General features: G+C 68.8%; 16 protein-coding genes and 2 pseudogenes. 10 read left to right on the forward strand and 8 right to left on the reverse strand.

The window, feature by feature from the left end:
* Positions 1–103 precede the first annotated feature (103 nt).
* Positions 104–280: a hypothetical protein gene (locus P2Q00_RS18515; protein ID WP_275773683.1), complete on the forward strand. Its 177-nt coding sequence runs from the start codon at positions 104–106 to the stop codon at positions 278–280.
* A 265-nt stretch (positions 281–545) separates the two neighbouring features.
* Here P2Q00_RS18515 and P2Q00_RS18520 read toward each other — a convergent pair whose 3' ends face one another.
* Entirely contained in the window at positions 546–1,190 is a 645-nt protein-coding gene (locus tag P2Q00_RS18520) for a dihydrofolate reductase family protein (protein WP_275773684.1), read from the reverse strand.
* Between the two features lie 220 nt (positions 1,191–1,410).
* On the opposite strand from P2Q00_RS18520, the gene P2Q00_RS18525 reads away from it, so the two are divergent.
* The 3 genes from P2Q00_RS18525 to P2Q00_RS18535 all read left to right on the forward strand — a co-directional run bounded on the left by P2Q00_RS18525 (position 1,411) and on the right by P2Q00_RS18535 (position 5,119).
* Positions 1,411–2,592, forward strand: a complete 1,182-nt coding sequence (locus P2Q00_RS18525) for a serine hydrolase domain-containing protein (protein ID WP_275773685.1) — start codon at positions 1,411–1,413, stop codon at positions 2,590–2,592.
* Between the two features lie 615 nt (positions 2,593–3,207).
* Positions 3,208–4,320, forward strand: a complete 1,113-nt coding sequence (locus P2Q00_RS18530) for an outer membrane protein assembly factor BamB family protein (RefSeq protein WP_275773686.1) — start codon at positions 3,208–3,210, stop codon at positions 4,318–4,320.
* Positions 4,321–4,591: 271 nt separating this feature from the next.
* Entirely contained in the window at positions 4,592–5,119 is a 528-nt protein-coding gene (locus tag P2Q00_RS18535) for a hypothetical protein (protein WP_275773687.1), read from the forward strand.
* A gap of 40 nt (positions 5,120–5,159) precedes the next feature.
* On the opposite strand, the gene P2Q00_RS18540 is transcribed toward P2Q00_RS18535, so the two are convergent.
* The 4 genes and pseudogenes from P2Q00_RS18540 to P2Q00_RS18555 all read right to left on the reverse strand — a co-directional run bounded on the left by P2Q00_RS18540 (position 5,160) and on the right by P2Q00_RS18555 (position 9,183).
* Positions 5,160–5,693, reverse strand: a complete 534-nt coding sequence (locus tag P2Q00_RS18540; RefSeq protein ID WP_275773688.1) for a hypothetical protein — start codon at positions 5,691–5,693, stop codon at positions 5,160–5,162.
* Between the two features lie 178 nt (positions 5,694–5,871).
* Positions 5,872–6,429, reverse strand: coding sequence for a hypothetical protein (locus P2Q00_RS18545; RefSeq protein WP_275773689.1), 558 nt, complete (start codon positions 6,427–6,429; stop codon positions 5,872–5,874).
* Positions 6,430–6,473: 44 nt separating this feature from the next.
* Positions 6,474–7,284: pseudogene (locus tag P2Q00_RS18550) on the reverse strand (HARBI1 family protein).
* A 126-nt stretch (positions 7,285–7,410) separates the two neighbouring features.
* Positions 7,411–9,183 carry a pentapeptide repeat-containing protein gene (locus P2Q00_RS18555; protein WP_275773690.1) on the reverse strand — a complete coding sequence of 591 codons (1,773 nt, stop codon included), beginning with the start codon at positions 9,181–9,183 and terminating at the stop codon, positions 7,411–7,413.
* 404 nt (positions 9,184–9,587) lie between these two features.
* On the opposite strand from P2Q00_RS18555, the pseudogene P2Q00_RS18560 reads away from it, so the two are divergent.
* Positions 9,588–9,740 (forward strand): annotated as a pseudogene (locus P2Q00_RS18560) (IS5/IS1182 family transposase); the annotation flags it as partial.
* 109 nt (positions 9,741–9,849) lie between these two features.
* On the opposite strand, the gene P2Q00_RS18565 reads toward P2Q00_RS18560, so the two are convergent.
* Complete coding sequence (locus tag P2Q00_RS18565; RefSeq protein WP_338059323.1) at positions 9,850–11,577, reverse strand: SWIM zinc finger family protein; 1,728 nt, start codon at positions 11,575–11,577, stop codon at positions 9,850–9,852.
* A 1,084-nt stretch (positions 11,578–12,661) separates the two neighbouring features.
* On the opposite strand from P2Q00_RS18565, the gene P2Q00_RS18570 reads away from it, so the two are divergent.
* The 5 genes from P2Q00_RS18570 (at position 12,662) to P2Q00_RS18590 (ending at position 21,021) form a co-directional block, all read left to right on the forward strand.
* Positions 12,662–13,120: a site-specific integrase gene (locus P2Q00_RS18570; RefSeq protein ID WP_275773691.1), complete on the forward strand. Its 459-nt coding sequence runs from the start codon at positions 12,662–12,664 to the stop codon at positions 13,118–13,120.
* Positions 13,121–13,363: 243 nt separating this feature from the next.
* Complete coding sequence (locus tag P2Q00_RS18575) at positions 13,364–14,848, forward strand: 3' terminal RNA ribose 2'-O-methyltransferase Hen1 (RefSeq protein ID WP_275773692.1); 1,485 nt, start codon at positions 13,364–13,366, stop codon at positions 14,846–14,848.
* Positions 14,845–17,403 carry a polynucleotide kinase-phosphatase gene (locus P2Q00_RS18580; RefSeq protein ID WP_275773693.1) on the forward strand — a complete coding sequence of 853 codons (2,559 nt, stop codon included), beginning with the start codon at positions 14,845–14,847 and terminating at the stop codon, positions 17,401–17,403. Before P2Q00_RS18575 ends, P2Q00_RS18580 begins: the two co-directional genes overlap by 4 nt.
* Positions 17,404–17,619: 216 nt before the next feature.
* Entirely contained in the window at positions 17,620–19,743 is a 2,124-nt protein-coding gene (locus P2Q00_RS18585) for a RiPP maturation radical SAM C-methyltransferase (protein ID WP_275773694.1), read from the forward strand.
* 3 nt (positions 19,744–19,746) lie between these two features.
* Positions 19,747–21,021 (forward strand): MFS transporter, encoded by a 1,275-nt coding sequence (locus P2Q00_RS18590; protein ID WP_275773695.1) that lies wholly within the window; start codon positions 19,747–19,749, stop codon positions 21,019–21,021.
* On the opposite strand, the gene P2Q00_RS18595 is transcribed toward P2Q00_RS18590, so the two are convergent.
* Together P2Q00_RS18595 and P2Q00_RS18600 are read right to left on the reverse strand one after the other, a co-directional pair.
* Positions 21,001–21,903 (reverse strand): hypothetical protein, encoded by a 903-nt coding sequence (locus P2Q00_RS18595; RefSeq protein ID WP_275773696.1) that lies wholly within the window; start codon positions 21,901–21,903, stop codon positions 21,001–21,003. The two genes, P2Q00_RS18590 and P2Q00_RS18595, sit on opposite strands and share 21 nt — an antisense overlap.
* Before the next feature lie 166 nt (positions 21,904–22,069).
* Positions 22,070–23,107, reverse strand: a complete 1,038-nt coding sequence (locus P2Q00_RS18600; RefSeq protein ID WP_275773697.1) for an SPFH domain-containing protein — start codon at positions 23,105–23,107, stop codon at positions 22,070–22,072.
* Between the last annotated feature and the right edge of the window lie 106 nt (positions 23,108–23,213).

Below are 23,213 nucleotides of genomic sequence, written 5' to 3' on the forward strand. Positions count from 1 at the left end.
CCAACACGGCGCCCGTTATCTGACCGAGCGTCACCATGTTCCGCTGAGTGATGCGGCGTACGCGGTCTCAACCCACAGTGCTCCGACGAAATCGAACGCCACGATGGCCCTCCGCGACCGCTCCCCAAATCTGTGCCAGAGCCCGCTGACGTCCGCCCTAGCCACCCTGGAGCTCACCTCCCGCCTGTACCCCAGGCAGACCCACGGGTCGGCGTTGTCGTACGCGTTGAACGAGGGCCTGCGCACGCTGTACCCCTTCACCACGCCCAGCATCGGATGAGCAGATCTGGCTTCGTTCACCTCAAGCAGCAGCGTTTGTCCATCGGTTTGAGCGTCGGTGGGCGGTCTGCGGGGCCGTGAATGTTCGCGAGAAATGACGTCACTTCGTGGGACGGCCCGCAGCCCGTGAGGGCGGCGGGCCGTCGAGGCGGGGCCTGCAGGTGTCAGAACCCGTCTTTGAACCCTTGATCAGGGCGCATCAGCTGAACGGCTGGTCGTTGAGTGGCCGGCCGGCCTTTTCAGCCGGCCCCGAGTGGGCCCTTGCGTCACCTTCGCCAGAACAGGTGGTGCGTCACGCCGCTCGGGCTGGGCACGACCTCCAGGTGGAACCGGTCGAGCAGTTCATCGGGGGACTCCCAGAGTCGTAGTCCGGACCCGAGCTTTACCGGCGAGACCGCCACGTGCATGGTGTCGACGAGGTCGGCGTCGAGGAACTGCCGGATGGTGGTGACCCCGCCGCCGAGCCTGACGTCCTTGCCCTGCGCCGCTTCCCGCGCCCGTTCGAGGACCGTGGACGGGTCGCCGTCGACGAAGTGGAACGTGGTGTCGCAGAGCGTGAACGAAGGACGCGTGTGGTGGGTCATGACGAACACCGGCGTGCGGAACGGGGGCTCCTTCCCCCACCAGCCGCGCCACTCATGGTCCTGCCAGGGCCCGCGCTGGGGCCCGAACTTGTTGCGGCCCATGATCTCGGCACCGATGTTGCGTGCGAAGTCCCGCGTGAAGTAGTCGTCCAGGCCCCGGCTCCCGCCGGGATCCGTGCGCATGGGCCAGCTCGCCGTGGCTCCGGCCCAGGCGAACAGCCTCTCGGGATGGTCGTGGCCGAACGGCCGCTCGAGACTCTGGTGCTCACCGGCACCGATCCCATCGCTCGAGACGTTGAAGTTCATCACTCTCAGCAGTTGATCCACGTGTTTCCTCGTCAGGTCCTGTCGCGTCATCGTGTGGCGAGGCGCCGCACATCATGACGTCGAACGGGACGCGGCCGGATCGACAGCGGCCCGCAACTTTTATCAATGCGCGGATGAGTCTGTTTCTGAACCCCCAAAGCACGCGCTGGGGGGATATCCCCACTCCGATCCTGGGGTTCGCCGGATCGCACCCCGTGAGGGGCGAAACTAGCGTTCAGTCATGAGTTCGATTCTGCGAAAGCACCTCGCCATGGCACTTGGTGTCGCTACGCTGCTCACCGCCTGCGCGGCCACCACCGGCGCCAAGCCCGCCGGACCCTCCCCCGTGGAGCGGTTGCGCCAGGACGCCGAGGCGATCCACGTCCTCGGTATCAGCGGTGTGCAAGTCCGCGTGATCGCACCTGACGGTCGGCAGTCGGTCGCCACCAGCGGCACCGCCGACCTGGACACCGGCCGCCCTGTCCCTTCCAACGGCTACTTCCGCATGGCCAGCACGTCCAAGACGCTGGTCGCCACCGTGGTCCTCCAACTGGAGGCCGAGGGCAGGCTGTCCCTTCACGACACGGTCGACCACTGGCTGCCGGGAGTGGTGCAGAGTAAGGGCAACGATGGCAGCCGGGTCACCATCCGCCAACTGCTCCAGCACACCAGCGGCATCCCTGACGGCCTGCCCGGATACACCACGCCCAAGGAGTACTACCAGCAGCGCCACGACGTCTACGGCCCCGAGCAGCTGGTTGCCCGCGCCGTGGCCCACGCGCCGGACTTCCCGCCCGGCAAGGGCTGGGCGTACTCCAACACCGGCTACGTCCTGCTCGGCCTGATCATCCAGAAGGCCACCGGTCACCCCGCCCACCAGGAGATCGAAGACCGCATCCTGCGCCCGCTCGGCCTCGACCAGACCCGGTGGATGGGCACCTCGCCCACCCTGCCCCAGCCGCACGCCCAGGGCTACCAGCTCTTCGGCCCCGGTTCCCGGGTGGACGTCACCGACCAGATACCGGTGGACCACGAGAGCCTTTCGTGGGTCACGACCACGCGGGACGAGAACGTCTTCCTCCGCGCGCTGCTCGCGGGCCGCCTGCTACCTACGCGGCAGCTGGCCGAGATGAAGCAGACGGTTCCCGTGAACGCGGAGGTCCAACAGCTGTGGCCCGGCGGCCGTTACGGGCTCGGCCTGGTCGAACGCCCCCTGAGCTGCGGAGGAACCTACTGGAGCCACGAGGGCGGGGATGGTGGCTACATCACCCTCAACGGCGTCACCAACGACGCCAGGCGCAGTGCCGTGGTCTCCATGTCCGAGGCACGCGGCGACACCCCGGAGCACATACTGGACCAAGAGAAAGCGGCCAGCTCCCTGATCGACCACGCACTGTGCGCCGAGGGCCACGGCACCCCGTGAGCGGAGGCCGTCGTCGCGGTGGCCAATGGGCAGTGAGCTCGGCGCAACGCTTGCTTGTGCCGCAGATCTGTGTTGCCCCCTCGCCCTCCCACGGCCCCTTTCGGGCCCACCTCTCAGCCGGCCTTGGCTGGCTCCTCCACCCGGGCCCGGGTGGAGGCGAGCCTGTAGGAGGGATCCCGCCCAGCACCCGCAGCGCGTGCACGTGGCCTTCGGAGAAGGCTTCCTGGCCGGCAGAGGCCAACACCCGGTGGACGGCCTTGCCCGAATACGACAGGCGGAAGGAGAACAGGTAGTAGGTCACCAGCTCGCCGGCGAGCCGCACGGCCACGTCGCCGAAGTCGACCTCCGCCCCCATCCCGGGCGGATGGGTCTGCGGGACGAACGCCTCGATGGGCGCCTTGCCCGCCTCCACCGCGATCTGCGGCTTCCGGTCGGCGAGATAGCGCCTGACCATCGGATACGACACGTTCGCGCCGTGCTCCTCGACCAGCCGGTGGAAGATCCTCGTGACCGTGTGCCGCTTCTTACGCGGCGCGTCCAGGTCTGCCCGCAGGATCCCGTCGATCACCGCCTTGTAGGGATCCAGCGCCGACGGCCGCGGCGGCAGCGGCTTTGGTGGGCGACAGCGTGCTGGTGGCCACCGAGGCCGACTCGCTGTACGCGCTCGATCTGCGCACCGGACGGGTCCGATGGCACACCACAGTCGGCACGCCCGTGCCGCTGTCCCAGTTGCCGTGCGGCAACATCGACCCGCTGGGCATCACGGGCACGCCGGTCTACGATCCGGCGACCGGCCTGGTCTTTGCCGTCGCCGAGGTGACCGGCCCGGCGCACCTGCTGCTCGGGGTGGACGCGCGCACAGGGAAGGTGCGAGTGCGCCGCTCGGTCGACCCGCCTGGAGCCGACCCACGGGCGCATCAGCAGCGGGCCGCGCTGGCCCTGTCGCGGGGGCGGGTGTACATCGCGTACGGCGGTCTGCTGGGCGACTGCGGCGACTACCACGGGTGGGTCGTCGCCTCGCGCACCGACGGCAGCGGGCCGCTGACGGTCTATCGGGTCCCGACCACCCGGGAGGGCGGCATCTGGAGCCCCTCCGGGCCTGCCGTCGACGACCAGGGGCGGCTGTACGTCGCGGTCGGCAACGGCGCGGCGACCTCCGGCGCATGGGACCACAGCGACGCGGTACTGCGCCTGTCGCCCGGGCTGCACCTGCAGGACGGCTTCGCCCCCACCCAGTGGGCCGAGGACAATGCAGCCGACGCCGACCTGGGCTCAATGGGCCCGGTGCTGCTGCCCGGCGGGCTGGTCTTCGTCGCCGGCAAGAGCGGCCACGGATACCTGCTGCACGCCGACGACTTCGGCGGCATCGGCGGCCAGGCGGCCGACGGGCAGGTGTGCGAAGCCTACGGCGGGGCGGCCGCGGTCGGTTCCACCCTGTACGTGCCCTGTCCCGGCGGGCTGCGCCAGGTCCGCGTCGACCCCGGCCCCCGGCTTGGCCTCGGCTGGCGGGCACCGGCCGCGGCGACCGGCTCCCCGGCGGCGGGCGGCCGCACCGTATACAGCCTGGACCCGCGCGGCACCCTGTACGCGCTGGATGCCGACCGGGGCACGGTGCGGGCCACCGCGCCTGTGGGGGAGACCTCCCGGTTCGCCACGCCGACTCTGGCCGGCGGGTTGGTGCTGGTCGGCACTCTGACCGGCGTGACCGCGGTATCCCCGCATCCGTAGCAGGTGGGGACGACGGGCGTCATCCCGGGCAGGTCCATCCAAGCAGTCGGCTCCGGACGCGCCGGGACGGCAACTCCCGTTGGGAAAAGAGTCGCTGAACAACGACCCGGAAAATGCGGCCACTTGGGCAAAGGACTCGCTTGCGGAGGCATGAAACCGCGGCTGGTCTTCTGTTGTTAACCTCGCAGGATCTACCCGCATAGACCGCCAGTGTGTTGTCATGCACACACTCGCCCGGGCGACTGTCGGGCCGAACTCGCGGGAGCCCCTCATGCGCCTGAATCGCCGCCTTGCCGCCAGCACCGCCGCCCTCGCCCTCGCAGCCGCCGGACTCGTCCTCGGCACTGGCACCGCCCACGCCGCAAGTTGCAGCCAGTCCTATCTTCCGCTGCAGGACGCCGCCTGCCAGCCCGGCGCCCTCAACTCCGCGGTCACCCAGTCCACGATCAACTCGACGATCTGCGTGTCCGGTTACAGCAGCTCGATCCGCCCGTCGACCAGCTACACCAACGCCCTGAAGGTGCAGCAGATCGCGGAGTACGGCTACAGCGACACCTCCACCGCCGACTACGAGGAAGACCACCTCATACCGCTCTCACTCGGCGGCGCCCCCAAGAGCGCCCAGAACCTGTGGCCCGAGCCCCGTTACGACGTGGGCGGCTACGCCGCGACCGACAAGGACACCGTCGAGTACAAGCTCTACAAGGCGGTCTGTGCAGGAACGATAAAGCTCGCTCCGGCGCAGAACGCCATCGCCACCGACTGGACAACCGCACTGCAGGCAGTCGGCCCCAGCTGATCGCGCCACCGGACCCGAGGATGATGGTGAGGGTCCCCGCTTAAGATGCAGTCGTGGGCAATGCCACGAGGGCGTAGGAATCGCTGTTGATGCAGACGCCGGCTGAGGTGTTGTAGAGCACGCCGTCGTGCCAGTAAGGCCACGCACCGACACCCATGTTCTGGTCCACCTCTTCCGGATACTCGACGGCTGTCGCCATCGCGCCATCCCTGGGGTGTTGAGCGACGCTGAAGATGTGCATGAAGGCAGCGTGCTGGTTGTCGACAGAGTGGTGTGAAACCACCCCGGCGGCCGCCAGGCCGCCGGGGCCTTCATGGTCACGGTGTCGCTTTCGTCGTCGCTCTGCCGCGTGCGTCTCGGTGATGGCGAGGCGGGTGGAGGACTCGTCGGCGAACGCAGCGATGAGGGACTGCAGGGCGATGTTGTTGACCGAGCAGGCATGCCTGGCTGGTGACGTGGGATCAGGTCGACGGCGTCGCCGGAGAACAGCGGGTCCGAGCGGCCCGCGATCGTCAGGTGGTGCTTGATGTAGCTGGCGGTCTCCCGAGCCGATCGACCGGCCGGTGGACAGCACGAGCTCGACCGCGTCCCGCTTGAATTCCTCGGGATACCGGGCAGCACCCGCCTGGACATCTCCTCCTCGGACCCTACGATCCGATCTTCAAGAGATGTCAACAAACGGAGGCAAACCCCAGTCAGGCCCTACCCCCGGCACGGCGGCATGATCCCGCACCCCGTGGCGCCCGGGGATGTCAGGGCTGCGGTGGTGGGGCGATGCCCTGGCTCAACGCCTCCAGGGCCCGGGCCTGCTGTGCTTCCACTTCCAGCGCGGCGATGGAGCCGTCGGCGAAGTGGAGATCCACCCGGTTCGAGAGCGGGGTGTGCCTGATGACGACTTGCTCGAGCTTTCCCGGTGGGATCTCGCACAACTGCCGGGCCTCCCTCAGCTGCGTCCCGGGCGGGACCTTGCCGAAGAGCGGCACCTTCTTGGTGGACACGGTGCACATCAAGAGGACCCGGCGGTCCGTGAAGACCATCAAGGCTTTCTCGTTGTCGTAATCGTTGCGGCCCTCGGGCCTGGTCCGCACGGCGATCGCGAACTGGCCAGCCAGGCTCGCCCACCCTCCGGCGAGCCCGGCGCCGCGCACCGCACGCCGGATCCTGCGGGTGATCCCGAAGTCCAGGAACTCCACGGCGTCCGCCGCCGATGCGGCGCCCTCGAAGGTGCCGTCCAGCGCCCCGAGCATGCCGGTTGGCTGTTTGCCTGGCCGCACTTTGCGGGGCAGGGGGCGGGGGATCAGATCGCCCATTGTGCTCTTCTCGGTAACGTCTCGTGACGGTTCGTGATCTCCGTTCAGGTGGTGACTCCGGTTTCCAGCTGGAGCAGGACGAGGGCCGCGCGGGCGATCCAGGTGATGCTGCCGGGGTCGAGGCTGCCCCGGCGCAGGGCCTTGAAGGTAACCTTGAGCGGGGCGTTGGCGCGTTCGGCGACGCCGTGGATGGCGCGGATGACCCTGTTGAACGTCTTCTGCCTGGTGGTGAGTTCGCGGCCCTGGGGCTTCTTGACTGGGTGGCGGAAGCCGGGGCTGGCGTTTTCGTAGCCCAGGTCGGTCAGGGTGGGAATGTCCAGGATGGCCGCGAGCCGGTTGAGCGCGGCGATCAGCCCGTGGGCGCGGGCGCAGGTGGTGTCGTGCTCCCGGCCGGGGCGGACGGGCGAGACCCAGATCGGCCAGCCGTCGGGGGTGGAGATGACCTGGACGTTGCCGCGGTGGTGCTTGTGTTTTCCGGACCAGCAGAGGTCGGCTTTGTTGGGGCAGGGTGCGGCAACGCGGTCGGTGCGGATGACGGTGCCGTCGAGGTTGAGGTGGCTGTATCCGGCGGCAGCGGCACGTTCCAGCGCGGTGGACAGGTCCGGGGCTTGATCGGCGAGCAGGGTCAGCCCCTCGTGGAGGGAGCGATATCCGGTTGTCCCGGGCGAGTTGGGGCAGGCGTGTGCCGTCGGTGAACCATCGCAGCACGAGCACGGCCTGCTTGAAGACGCCCAGGGACCGGGTGTTCTTGCGGGTTCCGAGCTGGTCGCGATGCCCGCACAGGAGCCGGGCCAGGGTTTCGGCGGTCTCCCTGCGGACATCGAGTACGGCGGTATAGGCGATGCTGGAGGGCACGTGGAGCCTCTGGTTGTACGGAACTTGATCTTGGCGGACCTGTTCCTACCAGGGGCTTCCAGTCTGTCTGACGCCAGGTCACCCCACGAAGCGCCAACCCCACACGACCGTGGGGCGTGAGTGAAACTATCGCTTTATCCTACCTCGGACCGCGAGTATAGCGAAGCCAAGAAGAATCGGCTCACTAAGACGAGAAGCCATCTCGGCGTAAGTGCCGGTGGTCGTTAGATCTTGATTTGATGAGCGGAAGATCACTGAATTTGTCACTACACGTAGGCTTGCTTCAAAGCGCTTGGTGGATATTCGTTCTAATACCGGTCCGGTCGGATTGGTGGGGGCTGGCGAGCTTGTTATCAAGCGAACTTCTTTCCCTGTAATCTTCCCGATTGACTCCGAATTCGGGGTGTTGGCTGGTAACCCCCAGAACATCATTGCTAGCAATGTTCCTGTCATTGCTAGTACCAGCCATACGAGGGCGCGAGTCGCTCGCAGTCCGTAGCCTGACAAGGCCCAATAGATGGTAAGTAGGCTGCGCTCGGCAAAGAGGCGCTCACGATCCTTGCGACGCATCTCCATCTCGCCATAATAGAAATCGGCTGCGTCTGGCTCATTCTTGCTATCTTCAAATGACTTGCGCAATTGGCGATAGGCGGGTGCCAATGTTCGTGGTCCGACATCGTCAGCTCCTGGAATGGCCCCATTCCAGCCCGGTGCCGCAGACGGTTGGCTCGCGCGCCACTTATGCTCCTCGGCAAGCGTTTGGCGCGGCGTAAACCGCCGTGGAGGCCAACCGGTTGTAGGAGGAACCACGCTGAAGGTGCAGTTACCTTCCAGGCGTACCTGATCAAGATGTACAGTCCCTGTTAGCAGACACTGGGATAGATCTACATCGGCAAGAACCAGGTGGGCTGCATCGACACCATGTAGTGTTGCTATGCGTGCCGTAGCAGTGCCACAGTTGGCTAAGAGCGCCTCATTGACCTCCGATCCGCTTGGTAGAGAGAAAGGCGCACGCTCTGTCGAAAGACTCAGTGGATATTCGAAGACTGCCTGAGTAAAATCCACTCTCGCGTAACGCAGTTTGATGGCGGCCCTTGATGACCAAAGTGTCCATCTGCAGACTAGGTCCCGACCTGCGATCATGACCGTTACAGGGCGCCCGAATATTGCTTTTGACAGTGTCATTCGTTTTGCGCAGACCATAGGCCCGAAATTCGTTACCTTGGCAAATAAGACCTCTGTGAAATTTACATCACCATGGAATACGGTTGCGGTAAAGTTGGCATCCCCTTCGAAAATTGCCTTCTCTGTAAAATCTGCATCAGCGTAGAAGGTGGTCGAGTCGAAATCAGCAAGTCCTTTAAAGGTTGCCAGGCCGAATCGCGCTTGGACGTTGAAGTCCACTAATCCGAAGCTTGCATAGCCGAGAAAGGTGGCTGAGCCAAACCAGGCGCCGCGCCCATCGGCCCCTGTGGGTCCTCTATCGCCTTCCTCGCCGAAGACGGCCGTGCCGAAATGAGCATCTCCCTTGAAGACAGTCGAGCTGAAAGAGGTCTCTCTGCCGAAGACAGTTCCAACAAACCCGGCGTAGTCATCAAATCTGACCGATCCGAAGTCGGCCTTACCGTTGAATATTGCGCCGCTGAAGTTGGCTTCACTGCGGAAGATGGCCGAGGCGAAGCTTACGTCACCATCGAAATCTACGTCACTGAAGTCGACCTTACCGAAGATAGGGCGACTGTTACCAGGAGCCATCAACTTGTCCATGATGCTTGTGAGGAGCGACTGGCTAAGTGTGATACCTCGTAGATCCAAGGCGCTGTTGGGATGGAGGCTGGCGAAATATTGATCGCGTTCGGCGCTGTTGAGATGGACGAGGCACGTGGTGCGAGAGCCCACGCGTTGACCGTGACAATCGCTCGACGGATCTCCACTTGCTGGATGGTCGCAGTACGATCGGCCTGGTGATGCTGGATCGGGAGCCATAACAGAAAGGATACTGTGACACTGCCGAGCGGTTGCAGCTATTTGTAGATCGCGTATAAAATCCTAGATCTTGATCTATTCATTAATGGGAAATGCGTCGACTCCCCTGCTGGCCTGCAGCGACTTGATATTCTATGGATTGCGGAACTCCCGCCATCGCGGCACAGCAGTGAGGTCTTCTTGACAGCGCGACGGTTGCGGTGTGTGAGGTCGTGTGGGGTTGGCGCTTCGTGGGGTGACCTGGCGTCAGACAGACTGGAAGCCCCTGGTAGGAACAGGTCCGCCAAGATCAAGTTCCGTACAACCAGAGGCTCCACGTGCCCTCCAGCATCGCCTATACCGCCGTACTCGATGTCCGCAGGGAGACCGCCGAAACCCTGGCCCGGCTCCTGTGCGGGCATCGCGACCAGCTCGGAACCCGCAAGAACACCCGGTCCCTGGGCGTCTTCAAGCAGGCCGTGCTCTTGTTGAGCGAAGGGATGAACTGCGCGCTGTCCGCGGCCTGCCCCGCAGTCAGGACGAACGCCAAGGGGCGGCACAGGAGGTCAGGGGGCGGGGCGTGTGCCGGGCGGGATGGGATCACAGGCCGTTCTTGTCGAGGATCTTCATCAGGTTCGGCCTGCGCTTGAGCTCGGCGCGCAGTGCCGTAAGCCAGCGGGAAAACTCCTCGGGGGTGCCGAGCCGTTCGTGGCAGGCGCGGATGCTGCGCAGCAGCCGGGCGACCTCGTGGTACGCCTTATCGCCGGTCGACTGCTTCAGCGGCTTGAGCAGGCGCAGGTAGACGCCGAGCGCATCGGCCGGGCGGTGGTCCCTCATCCGGTCGGCCAGGGTGAGCAGTTGGCGGTCGTCGGCGCGTCCCGCCGCGGCCTCCCAGGCGGCGTCGACCTCGCCCTCGTCGAGCAGAACGTCGACGAGTATGCAGGCCGGATGCCCGAGCCCGGGGACGAAGCCGCCGCGGCTCCCGTCTGCTCGCAGCAGCGCCAGTGCGGCCTCGCGCTCGTCCTCCCAGCAGCCGCAGGTCCGCGCCGCCGACCGCAGTGACCGGTAGGACGCCAGGGAGCGCCGGGACCGGAAGCGGTCGCGGCGTACGGCGAGGGCGTCGTTCAGCCGCCCGGCCCGCACGTAACGGGAGCAGACCCATTCCAGCAGCTGGTGGTCCAGGTCGCGTCGCTTCCCGGCGGCCCGTAGACCGCGCTCGGCCCACTCCAGGGCGTCCCCAGCGCGGCCGGCCTCGTCCAGTTCCCGCGCGATCCGCAGGTGGGTGGCGCCGTCCGGGGCGAGATCGGCGGCGTAGGCGGCGATCAGCGCGTCTACGTCGCCCCGCGCCTTCAGCAGCCGCTCCCTCAAACGTACCGCCTCGTCGGTGGGGTCACGCCGCCATGCCTCGGTGGCCAGGTCCAGCGCCCGAGTCATGCCGGCCGGGCCGAGGACGTCGCGGTAGTCGACCGGGTCGGCCCGTTTCACATTCCCGACCGGGCCCAGCAGGTGCCCGACGAGCCAGCGCGCTGTCGGCTCCGGGTCCGGGCGGGCCGTCCGGCACGCCCGCAGGTGCACCGCCAAGAGATCGTGCAGGGACGGGATAGGTCCCTCCGCCCCGCTCGCCAGATCGTAGACCTCGCCCAGCCGCCACAGCGCCCACCGGGCCCCGTCGACCGCCTCCGCCGCCCGGCCCACCGCGATCAGCGCGCGCAGGACCGTCACCGCCCGGGCTATCCGCCGTTCGTACGCTTCGGCCTCGTCGTGATCGGTGTACCCACCACGGGCAAACGCCCCGGGATCGAGCAGCCCTTTGACCCGGTCACGGACCTCCGTACGGTCGGCCCGCGCGACCTCGGCCCGCAGCAGCAGGCGGCCGCGCAGGTCGGGGTCGGCAGCCGCCTCCTCGCCCAGCAGCGCGAGCAGGGCGTCCCGGTCCAGCGACTCCAGCCAGGGCGTCAACCGGTCCTGCCGAGCGGGCCGCACGGCGGCAGGGCGCGGCGCCGGGACCGCGTCCGCGGACAGATCCGGCGCAGCCGGGGCGGTCTGCCGCAGGGCCGCCAGGCCCACCGCGACACAGTGCTTGCAGAAGCGGCCGTCGGCTCCGTACGGGCAGTCGCATGACCCCGCCACCCCCGCCTGCCGCGTGACCACAAGCTCGACACGGTACGTCTCCCGGCCCGGCACGGTGGCGCGGATCGTGCCGTCGCCGATGTCCAGGCCGCTCACCGCGCCCACGTAATCCTCACCGCGGCCGAAGGACATCGGTCCCGCCGCGTCCCTCAAGGCGCCCTCGTCGAAACCCAGTTGGATGCTCGAAATCCGCGCCACCCGTCCATTCAAACCGATTCCGACGCCCCGGCGGAGCGGTTCGTGCCCCCGGACCGGCTCACTCGTCGGTGCCCGCCCCCAGGGTAAGCGGCATGGACACTTTGATACGTAAGCCGCGGTGCTGCTGGCACTTCGGCCAGACGCGCCGGAACTGCACGAGGAGGCGCCGGCGCCCTTGCAGGACGCCCACATGGCGTTCCGAGCTGCACCAGGAGAGACACGTGCTGGTGGCCGGGTCGCTGCTCGGCGGGGACAACTGATCGGAAAGAAACAGAGGGCCGTGTCGAATATGCGGGTAATTTCCGGCCTCTTGTAGCGCCAGGGCACTTCGCGTGTGAGGAGCTGACCATGCCGCAGCCGGATCATCCGGATGATCAAGAAGGGGCGCGTTGGCTGACCGACGTCGTGGTCGACGTCATCGTTCGCTACACCCAGCCGCGTGAACGCGTGCTCGTACTGATCTCACATACCGACAGGTTCCGCCAAGTCCGTCTGACCGCGCTGAAAAGCGCCGCCGAGTCCGCCTCCCGACTCGGCAGGACCGTGGAGACGCGTACGGTCGGTCCCGCGTGGCTCTCCTCGGCTCCTCGTGCCAAGGAGCCGACCGAGCCTGAGTCCGTGTGCGGACTGACGTACCCGCCTTCCAACTCGGAGCCACCGGACGCAGTCGCCCATCGGACTCTCGCGCAAGGAACAGACTCCGAGAGGACCGGCCCCAAGTCCTTCGGCACAGTGATCGCTTGTCTGGATTCACGGTCGGCCGACTGGGTTGAGCACATCCCTTGGAACGAGTTGCTTGGGCCGGCCGGGCTTATCGCCTTCATCACGTACAGTCACCGCGGCGGGGGCGGCCCGACGGATCTCGTCGGGCTCGTGACGGGTGTGGCCCGTCGCCTCGGGCTGATGCAGCTCGACGAGATCGTGCTGTCCAACGCACCCCATGAGGAAGGACATGGAGACGGTTCCGGGCTGGCAGGCGGTCGTGGAACAGAGACGGCTCGGGAAGCCGGCACCTCTGAAGGCGGCTGCCAGCAAAGCCTCGATTCCAGTGGGATCGTTCCTCTGGGACAAGTACGAGGGGCACATGGCACGGTGGCGAGCACCGCTGTCGGGGGTGGCACTGCGGAAGCGGGAACGCCGAGGCTCGCCACCCATCCCCACGGAATTCGCCCAGTTGGTCACCTTGAACAAGATCTGGAGGCCGGTGGGCAGCTCGCTGGCCTACGCCTTCGACCGTGCGAAGGAGAAGGTCCGGGCGCGGGGGATCGCCATGCCGGAGGACGCGACGTTCAGGGATCTGCGGCACTTCGTCGACGCAGTGCTCATCTCCTCAGGGGTGGAGCCACGCAAGGTCCAAGCCCGCATGCGGCATGCCCATCTGTCCGAGACGCTCGACACCTACGGCTACCTGGTCTGGCAGGTGGACTGGGAGAACGCTCCAGCCTCCTTTGAAGAGCTCTACGGCATTCCGGCGCCCCCGGGACTGCCAGAGGCCGCATTGGTGCCGCGTGCCGAGCGACTGCGAGCGAGCGAAAAACCCTGAGTGTCCTCGAGGCATTCGCTGTACGTTGATCGGGCGCGCCGGACAAGCGGCGCTCCCGTGGCCGACTGACCGTAGCGCAGCGCCGCTACTGCGTTGAGAAGGGGCCAGGAGCCGTGATCACAAAGGCGCGATCGTCACTTGCCATGGCTCATCAGCAATCTGCGCATGTGCACTCGTTGTGCACCGCGATTCCGGGCAGGGCGAGTATCCGCAGTTCAGAACCCATCTCGAGGTTTCCTCACCATGTTCCTGACCATCACCACCACCGGCACCCCCGAACGCCCCGCCACCGACCTCGGCTTCCTGCTGCACAAGCATCCCGAGAAGGCGCAGGCGTTCTCCACGTCCTACGGCAAGGCGCACGTCCTCTACCCCGAGGCCGATGACCGGCGCTGCACGGCGGCGCTGCTGCTGGAGGTCGATGCCGTGGCACTGGTCAGGAAGGGCAAGGGCAAGGGGCGCGGCGGTGCGCCCGACGCGGCGCTCGCGCAGTACGTCAACGACCGCCCGTACGCGGCCTCTTCGCTGCTCGCCGTGGCGCTCAGCGCCGTCTTCTCCAGCGCCATGAAGGGTGTGTGCAACGCCCGCCCCGAGCGCGCCGCGCAGCCGCTGCCGCTGCGTATCGAGGTGCCCGCGCTGCCCGCCCGCGGCGGCCCCGAGCTTGTACGGAACCTCTTCGAGCCGCTGGGCTGGACGGTCACCGTCGAACCGGTGGCGCTGGACGCCGAGTTCCCGGAGTGGGGCGACTCGCGGTACGTGCGTCTCGTCCTGGAGTCCGAGGCGCTCACCCTCGCTGAGGCCCTGCGCCACCTCTACGTCCTGCTGCCCGTCCTCGACGACGCCAAGCACTACTGGGTAGCCTCCGACGAGGTCGACAAGCTGCTGCGAGCCGGTGAGGGCTGGCTGCCCGAGCACCCCGAGCAGAAGCTGATCACCAGCCGTTATCTCGCGCGCCGCTGGTCGTTGACGCGCGAGGCGATGGAACGCCTTGAGCTGGTGCGGCTCGCGGAGGCCGACGACAGCGAGGTCGAGGACATCGACAACGCCGTCGAGGCGGAGACCGAGGCGGAGGAGAAGCCGACGCCGCTCGCCGTCCAGCGGCGCGACGCGATCATTGCCGCGCTCGGCGCGTCCGGTGCCGCCCGCGTGCTCGATCTCGGCTGCGGACAGGGCCAGTTGGTGCAGGCACTGCTCAGGGACCCGCGGTTCACCGAGATCGTCGGCATCGATGTGTCGATACGCGCACTGACCATCGCCTCGCGGCGGCTCAAGCTCGACCGCATGGGCGAGCGGCAGGCCTCGCGGGTCAAGCTCTTCCAGGGCTCGCTCGCGTACACCGACAACCGCCTCAAGGGGTACGACGCCGCCGTGCTGAGCGAGGTCATCGAGCACCTCGACCTGCCCCGGCTGCCCGCCCTGGAGTACGCGGTGTTCGGCTCGGCCCGCCCGAGGACCGTCCTGGTGACGACCCCGAACGTCGAGTACAACGTCCGCTGGGAGTCCCTCCCGGCCGGCCATGTCCGGCACGGCGACCACCGCTTCGAGTGGACCCGCGAGGAGTTCCGGACGTGGGCGCAGGCGGTGGCCGAACGGCATGGCTACGGCGTGGAGTTCGTGCCCGTCGGGCTCGACGACCCCGAGGTCGGACCGCCGACCCAGATGGCCATTTTTGAAATGGGCACAGCCGTACAGAAGACCGTGAACGAGAAGGAGGCGAAGGCAGCATGACCGAGGCAGCAGAGAACGCATCTGAGAAGAAGGGACGGGTCCTCCCCGTCACCGACCTCTCCCTGGTCGTCCTCGTCGGCGCCTCCGGCTCCGGCAAGTCCACCTTCGCCCGCCGGCACTTCAAGCCGACCGAGGTGATCTCCTCCGACTTCTGCCGCGGCCTGGTCTCCGACGACGAGAACGACCAGAGCGCGACCCGGGACGCCTTCGACGTCCTGCACTACATCGCGGGCAAGCGCCTCGCCGCCGGCCGCCGCACCGTCGTCGACGCCACCAGCGTGCAGCAGGACGCCCGGCGCCAGCTGATCGACCTGGCCAAGCAGTACGACGTGCTGCCCATCGCCATCGTGCTGGACGTCCCGGAGGAGGTGTGCGCCGAGCGCAACGCGGCCCGCACCGACCGGGCCGACATGCCGCGCCGGGTGATCCAGCGCCACATCCGCGAACTCCGCCGGTCCGTACGGCACTTGGAGCGCGAGGGCTTCCGCAAGGTGCACGTCCTGCGCGGTGTGGAGGACATCGAGAACGCCACCGTCGTCACCGAGAAGCGCTTCAACGACCTGACCCACCTCACCGGCCCCTTCGACATCGTCGGCGACATCCACGGCTGCGCGAGCGAACTGGAGTCGCTGCTCGGCAAGTTGGGCTACACCGACGGCGTGCATCCGGAGGGCCGTACCGCCGTCTTCGTCGGCGACCTCGTCGACCGCGGCCCGGACAGCCCGGGCGTGCTGCGGCGTGTGATGTCGATGGTCGGCTCGGGCAACGCGCTGTGCGTCCCCGGCAACCACGAGAACAAGTACGGCCGTTACCTCAAGGGCCGCAAGGTCCAGCACACCCACGGCCTCGCCGAGACCATCGAGCAGATGGAGCGCGAGAGCGAGGAGTTCAAGCAGGAGGTGCGCGCGTTCGTCGACGGACTCGTCAGCCACTACGTCCTCGACGGCGGCCGGCTGGTGGTCTGCCACGCCGGTCTGCCCGAGAAGTACCACGGCCGCACCTCCGGCCGGGTCCGCTCGCACGCGCTGTACGGCGACACGACCGGCGAGACCGACGAGTTCGGGCTGCCGGTGCGCTACCCGTGGGCGGAGGACTACCGGGGCCGCGCGGCCGTGGTCTACGGCCACACCCCGGTCCCGGAGGCGACCTGGCTCAACAACACCATCTGCCTGGACACCGGTGCCGTCTTCGGCGGCAAGCTCACCGCACTGCGCTGGCCGGAGCGGGAGCTGGTCGACGTACCCGCCGAGCAGGTCTGGTACGAGCCGGCCAAGCCGCTGCGGACCGAGGCGCCCGGCGGGCACGACGGCCGGCCGCTCGACCTGAACGACGTGCATGGCCGGAGGATCGTGGAGACACGGCATTCGGGCCGGGTGTCCGTCCGCGAGGAGAACGCGGCCGCGGCCCTGGAGGTCATGAGCCGATTCGCCGTGGACCCGCGCCTGCTGCCGTACCTCCCGCCGACCATGGCGCCCACGGCGACCTCGCACGTCGATGGCTACCTGGAGCACCCGGTGGAGGCCTTCGCGCAGTACGCGGCGGATGGCGTCGCGCGGGTCGTGTGCGAGGAGAAGCACATGGGCTCGCGGGCGGTGGCGCTGGTGTGCCGGGACGCGGAGACGGCGCGGAAGCAGTTCGGGGTCGACGGTCCCACCGGGTCGCTGTACACCCGTACCGGACGCCCGTTCTTCGACGACGAGTCGGTGACCGAGGAGATCCTCGGACGCGTCCGCACGGCTGTCACCGATGCCGGCTTGTGGGCCGAACTCGACGCGGATTGGCTCCTGTTGGACGCCGAGCTGATGCCGTGGTCGCTGAAGGCCTCGGGGCTGCTGCGGTCGCAGTACGCGGCCGTCGGCGCCGCTTCGGGAGCGGTGTTCCCGGGTGCGCTCGCCGCGCTGGAGGGCGCCGCGGCGCGGGGCGTCGACGTGACCGACCTGCTGGGCCGCCAGCGCGAACGGGCCTCGAACGCTGCCGCGTTCACGGAGGCGTACCGCCGCTACTGCTGGACGACGGACGGGCTGGACGGCGTGCGACTCGCCCCCTTCCAGATCCTCGCCGTCCAGGGCCGCAGCCTGGCCGCACTGCCGCACGACGAGCAGCTCGCCCTGCTCGACCGGCTCGTCGAGCACGACGGCAGCGGTCTGCTGCAGACCACCCGACGGCTCTACGTCGACACCGGCGACCCGGAGTCGGTGCAGGCGGGCGTCGACTGGTGGCTGGAGATGACCGGTCGCGGTGGCGAGGGCATGGTCGTCAAGCCGGTCGGCGCGCTCGTGCGCAGCCCGGAAGGGCGGCTGGTGCAGCCCGGCATCAAGTGCCGGGGCCGCGAGTACCTGCGGATCATCTACGGTCCCGAGTACACGCGCCCCGACAACCTGACCCGCCTGCGCAGCCGCTTCCTGAACCACAAGCGGTCGCTGGCGATCCGCGAGTACGCCCTGGGCCTGGAGGCCCTGGACCGGCGGGCGGAGGGTGAGCCGCTGTGGCGGGTGCACGAGGCCGTGTTCGGGGTGCTGGCGCTGGAGTCGGAGCCGGTGGACCCGCGGCTTTGAGCCAATCGTGAGCGGTGTTCACACAAGCTCCATGGAACCCTTGTGTCACACACGTAACCCCGCCTAACTTGAACAACCTTATGAATCCGGGGAGTTCGAGGAGGGCGGGGCAGGCGTGGAGATCAAGAAGGTAGTGGTCCGGGAGGAAGAGAAGACCAACCGGCAGCCGCGCATCGTGGAGAAACGGCCGACCCCCTGACCGGTCGGCGGGGCGGCATGGGCATCACGCTCGTGACGATGCCCTGGCATCCGATCGATCTGCCCTCGCTGCAGGTGGGCCTGTTGCACACCCTGGTCTCGCGCACCCGCCCGCAGGACGAGGTGCGCGAGTTCCACGGTTCCCTGCGCTGGGCGGAGTTCCTGCTGGAACGCTCCGGCGGGCGGCTGCGGCCGGGCGACTACGTACGGGTCGGCAGCGACTCGATCTTCCACGGCCTCGGCGACTGGGTCTTCTCCGGAGCGCTCTACGACGACCCCGACTGGGGCACGGAGCGGCTGCGCGACTACGCCGTGCGGCACGGGATCGACGTCGAAACGGCGTGTGAAATGCGCGCGTATGCGGCCGAGTTCATCGCCGAGTGCGCGGACGCGGTACTCGCCGAAGAGCCGGACGTCGTCGGCTTCACCACCACCTTCATGCAGAACGTGTCCTCGCTCGCACTCGCCCGCGAACTGGGGGTGCGCCGACCGGAGTTGACGGTCGTCTTCGGCGGCAGCAACTGCGACGGCCCGATGGGTCACGCCCTGCACCGCAACCACCGCTTCGTCGACCATGTGGTGCGCGGCGAGGGGGAGTACGCCTTCCCGGCCCTCCTCCGGCACCTCGACGACGGCACGCCGCCCGTGGACGTGCCCGGGCTGTGCTGGTGGGACGGCGAGGTCTCGCGCGCCAACCCCGAGTCGCGGAACACGGTGGCCCCCGCCGACATCCCCTCGCCCGACTACGACGACTGGCAGTCGGCGCTCGACGCCTCCCCGGTCGCCGAGTACGTGCACCCCAAACTGGTCGTCGAAGGAGCGCGCGGCTGCTGGTGGGGCGAGAAGCACCACTGCACCTTCTGCGGGCTCAACGGCTCGGCCATGGCCTTCCGCGCCAAGCCCGGCGAGCGCCTCTGGTCCGAGGTCGACCGCCTGGTCCGCCGGCACCGCCTCCTCGACGTCGTCACCGTCGACAACATCATCGACATGGCGTACTTCAGGGACTTCCTGCCGCGGGCCGCCGCCAGCGGCTGGGACTTACGCATGCACTACGAGGTCAAGTCCAACCTCACCCCCGACCAGCTCGCCCTGCTCGCCGACTCGGGTACCGTGCACATCCAGCCGGGCATCGAGAGCCTCGGCAGCCGTGTCCTCGACCTCATGGACAAGGGCGTCACCGGAGCCCGCAACATCCGCACCCTCCGTGAGTGCGAGAACCACTCGCTGACCTGCTCCTGGAACCTCCTCTATGGCTTCCCCGGCGAGAGCGCCGACGACTACACGTCCGTGATCGACCAACTCCCGGCGCTCGTCCACCTCCAGCCCCCGAGTGGCGCCCACCGCATCCAACTGGAGCGGTTCAGCCCCCACTTCAACGACGCCGGTCTCGGCTTCGGCAAGCGCAGCCCGGCCGAGATGTACCAGCACGTCTACGACCTGCCCGAGGGCGAACTCGCCGAGCTGGTCTATCTGTTCGACACGGAGGACGCCGGCATCGGGGGAGAGGTCGAGGCACGGCTCAAGGCGGGCGTCGAAGTCTGGATCGCCGGCCACGCCGCCTCCCGGCTGACGTTCGCCGAGGACGGGGACGCCCTGCTGGTGCACGACCGGCGGGCGGGGTGGCCGCGGCGCACCCACCGGTTCACGGGCTGGCAGGCGGCCGCCCTGCGCCGGCTGGAGGACGGGCGCAGCGGCGCGGCGCTGCACCGCCTGCTGACCGAGGACGGCCACCGCCGCACGGCCGAGGAGACGGATCAGTGGCTGCAACATGCCCTGGAACTCGGCCTGTTGTTCCGTGACGGGCGGACGTATGTCTCTCTGCCCACGTGGGGCGTGCCGGTGCGCAGGGACGATCCGGGGTATGCAGACGGGATGTTCTACCACCGGCGCGGGCCCGATTTCGTCACCGTCATGGACCGGAGGCAGAAGGGGGCTTCGGCTCGCTACACGCTCGACGACCCCGACCTGCTCGCCACCTTCGACACGCTTCAGGAACCCACGCCACTGGCCGAGTTGAGCGACATCCAGCAGAAGGCGGCGACGCTGCTGGCGGGCGAGGGGCTGGTTCGGCTCGCCGACGGCCGGGCCGTGGCCCTGCCGCCGCGCATCCGGCGCTGGCCCGTGCCCTGCACCGGAATCTGACGGGTGGCCGCCGCCCCGACCGAGACCCGCCCCCTACGACGCCACCGCCCCTTCGTCCTGCTCTGCGCGGAGCAGACGGCAGGCTCCGTGGGCCGCCAGATCACCGCGCTCGCCCTGACCCTGCTCGCCGTGACGGTGCTGGACGCGGGGCCGTTCGCCGCATCCGTGATCCTGGCGCTGACGTATCTGCCCGGAGCGCTGCTCAGCCCCTTTGCCGGAGTGCTGGTCGACCGGGTCCGCCTGCGCCGTCTGCTGGTCCTGGCCACCTCTCTCCAGGCACTGGTGGTCGGCTCCGTCCCGCTCGCCCAGGCCGCCGGGCACCTCACCTGGCCGCATCTCTACGCGGTCGCCGCACTCTCCGGCACCCTGACCTTCACCCTCTCCATCGCCCTCCAGACGGCGCTGCCCCGGGTCGTCGGCCCCGACCGGCTGCTCGCCGCCAACTCCGTGCTGACCGGCGCCCGCACCATCGGCCAGATCGGCGGACCGGCCCTCGGCGGCGTCCTCGTGGGCCTCACCGGCACCGGCACCGCACTGACGGCCGGGACCATCGCCTACGCCGTGGAGGCACTGGTGCTGTTCGCCCTGCCCGCCGCCCTCGACACCCCGGCCGCACCGCAGAAGGCCCCCGGCGCCCCGCCGACTGCCGCTCTGCGGGCGGGACTTGAGGTGGTACGGCGGGAACGGCGGCTGTACCGCATGGTGCTGGCCGGTGCGGGTCTCAACCTCGGCAGCGGCGCCTCGGCCGCGCTCTACGTGCTGTACGCGAGCCGTGAACTCGGCCTCCCTGCCTGGCAGTTGGGCGCGACGTACGCCACGTTCAGCGCGGCCACCGTGCTCGGGATCGTGGTGGCCAGGCGGTTCGGCGAGCGGCTGGGACCGTGGCGGACGACAAGGATCTGCGGACTGGTGGCGGGCGCGGCGGGGTTCCTGATCCCGGCGGCGTCCGCCGGTCCCGCCCTCCCGCTGCTCCTCGCGTACCAGGTCTCCTACGGCCTCGCCGTCACCGTCTGGACCATCTCCCTGACGACCCTGCAGCAGCTGATCGCGCCGGCCGGTCTGCAGGGCCGGGTCGCGGGCTTCAACCAGGCGGCGCTGCTGGTGACGGTGCCGGTCGGCGCGCTGGGCGGTGGGGCGCTGGCGGCGGCGCTCGGGAACGTACCGGTGCTGGTGGCGGCAGCGGCGATCGCGCTGGTCGCCGGTGCGACGCTGTGGGCGCCGATACGGGCGCAGCAGCGGACGGGGCAGGAGCTTCCGCTAGCCGACCAGGCGCAGTGACGTCCCCGCCACGCCCACCCGCACCGACTGCCCCCAGGTCAGCTGCAGCGCGTCCCCCTCCATCCCGTCCCCGAAGACGATCAGCCGCTCGGACTCGACGGTCAGAGTCAGGCGGGCCGAGGCCGCGAGCTCGCCCGCGACCAACGACGTCCCGGTGGCCGGCGACGGCCACGCCTCCCGTACGAACCACAGCAGCCGGTCGTCGGTCGGGCGGGGCAGCGACAGGGCGGTCAGGGCGGTGCCCCGCTCCTGCCACACGGACCGGATCCATCCCGTCGCCCCGGTCCCCGTCCCCACCAGCACCCCGGACGAAGCCTGGGCCTCGACGACACCCCCGTCGCCGTCGAGGCCCAGGCGGTACCTGGCCGTCTGATGTCCGGCGGCGCCCAGGTAGATCTCGTTGAGCGCGACGATCCGCTGTGTGTCGTCGGCGACGGCCTCGACCATGGTGAGTTCGTCCACGGCGCTGGTGAGGACCGCCGGGAGCAGTGCCGCCGCGTCCGCCGGCCGGTGCCGCACCAGGACGCCCGGGTTGCGCCCGGGGTCCGAGTCGATGCCGACCACCGGCTGCCCGGCGAGGTACTTGGCGACGTTCGCCACCAGCCCGTCCTGCCCGACGACCACCACGACGTCCTCCGGCGCGAACAGGAAACGGTCCAAGTCACCCCGCTCGACCAGACTCTGACGCCAGGTCAGCGGAATCGCGGAGGTCACCTCGGCCAGCGCACGCCGGGTGCGTCGGTGCCGCTCGGCGACCTCCCCGATGTCCCGGCCCCGGGAGGAGAGGAAGAAGGCGGCCTGTCCGTGCGTACCGTGGTGGGCCACCAACTCCTCGTACTCCGTGGTGCGATGGACGAGGACGACACGCGGGGCGAGGCTCACGCGGCGCGCTCCACGGAGCGGACGGGCCGGGCGGGCACCCCCGTCGGTGCGACGACGGACGGCGGCTGCCCGGCACTCGGGCCCGCGCCGCAGCACCCGGACGGGTCGGCCGGTGGCAGGCCGATCACCCTCGCTCCGCTCGATCCGGTCCGTCCGGCTCCCGCCTTCACGCCCGCTCCTGCAAGCTCAGCTTGGCCAACAACCCTGTCAGCACGTCCGGCGAAATGGTCACGCTGTCGATGTGCGGCAGGTTCTCCGCCAGCCGGGTCCCGGTGAGGGCGTGCAGGGTCGCGACATCCACCTCGGCGTGCACCTGCAGCCAGGCCGCCTGTGCCTGCGCCCGTGCCGCACCGACCTCGCGTGCCCCCTCGGCCTCTGCGCGGGCCAGCCGTACCGAACGTGCCGCCTCCGCCTCCGCCAGCTTCACCGTCCGCGCCGCCTCCGCCTCGGCCCGTACGGCGTCCGCCGCGGCGTGCTCCTCGGCCTCCCTGCGGGCGTTCGTGCCGCGCTGCTCGACCAACTGCTCCTCGCGGCGGGCGAGTTCGATCTGGCTGGCCAGCTCGTTCTCGGCGATCGCGCGCTCCCGTTCGACGGCCACGGCCCGCCGCTCGTACGTCGCCCGGTCCGCCTCCTGCTGGATCTGTTCCCGGGCCGGAGTGCGCAGGGCCCGCTCCACCTCCGGTTCGGGCCGCAGCGCCACCACGCGTACGGCGACCACCTCGATGCCGGTGGCAGGCAGCCGCGGCTCCGCGCCCAGCCCCGCCGCGACCCGCTCCCGCACCGCCGCCACTCCGTCGACCAGCGCCGACGACAGCGACGTACGGGCCAGCACGTCCAGCGCATGCTGCTGTGCCGTCTCCGTCAGCAGCGTCCCCAGCTGCTCCAGCGGCGTGCCCCGCCACACCCCCGTGTCGGGGTCGACGGAGAAGTCCAGCCGGGCCGCGGCGAGCGCCGGGTCGCTGATCCGGTACGTCACCGTCGCCTGCACCGCCACGTCCTGGAAGTCGGACGTACGGGCATGGAAGGTCATCGCCAACTCCCGGTCGTCGACCGGTACTTCGGAGAGCGCCGCGGTCAGCGCACGGAACCAGAAGCTGAGCCCCGGGCCGTCGTGCAGCAGCTTCCCGGCGCGATGGTGCCGGATGTGCGCCGTCGGCGCCCCGCGCAGGTGGCGCCAGCCCAGGCGCCGAGTGATGTCGGCCATCGGACCCCCTCGTTTTCGTCTGCTCGACGATAACCGCCGCACCTGATTATCGTCAAGGGGACGAAAACGAGTAATCGAAGAAACGGCCGACCGGAGGGTCAACCGG

Source organism: Streptomyces coacervatus (genome assembly GCF_029223485.1).
In the GTDB taxonomy this organism is placed as follows: Bacteria; Actinomycetota; Actinomycetes; order Streptomycetales; family Streptomycetaceae; genus Streptomyces; species Streptomyces coacervatus.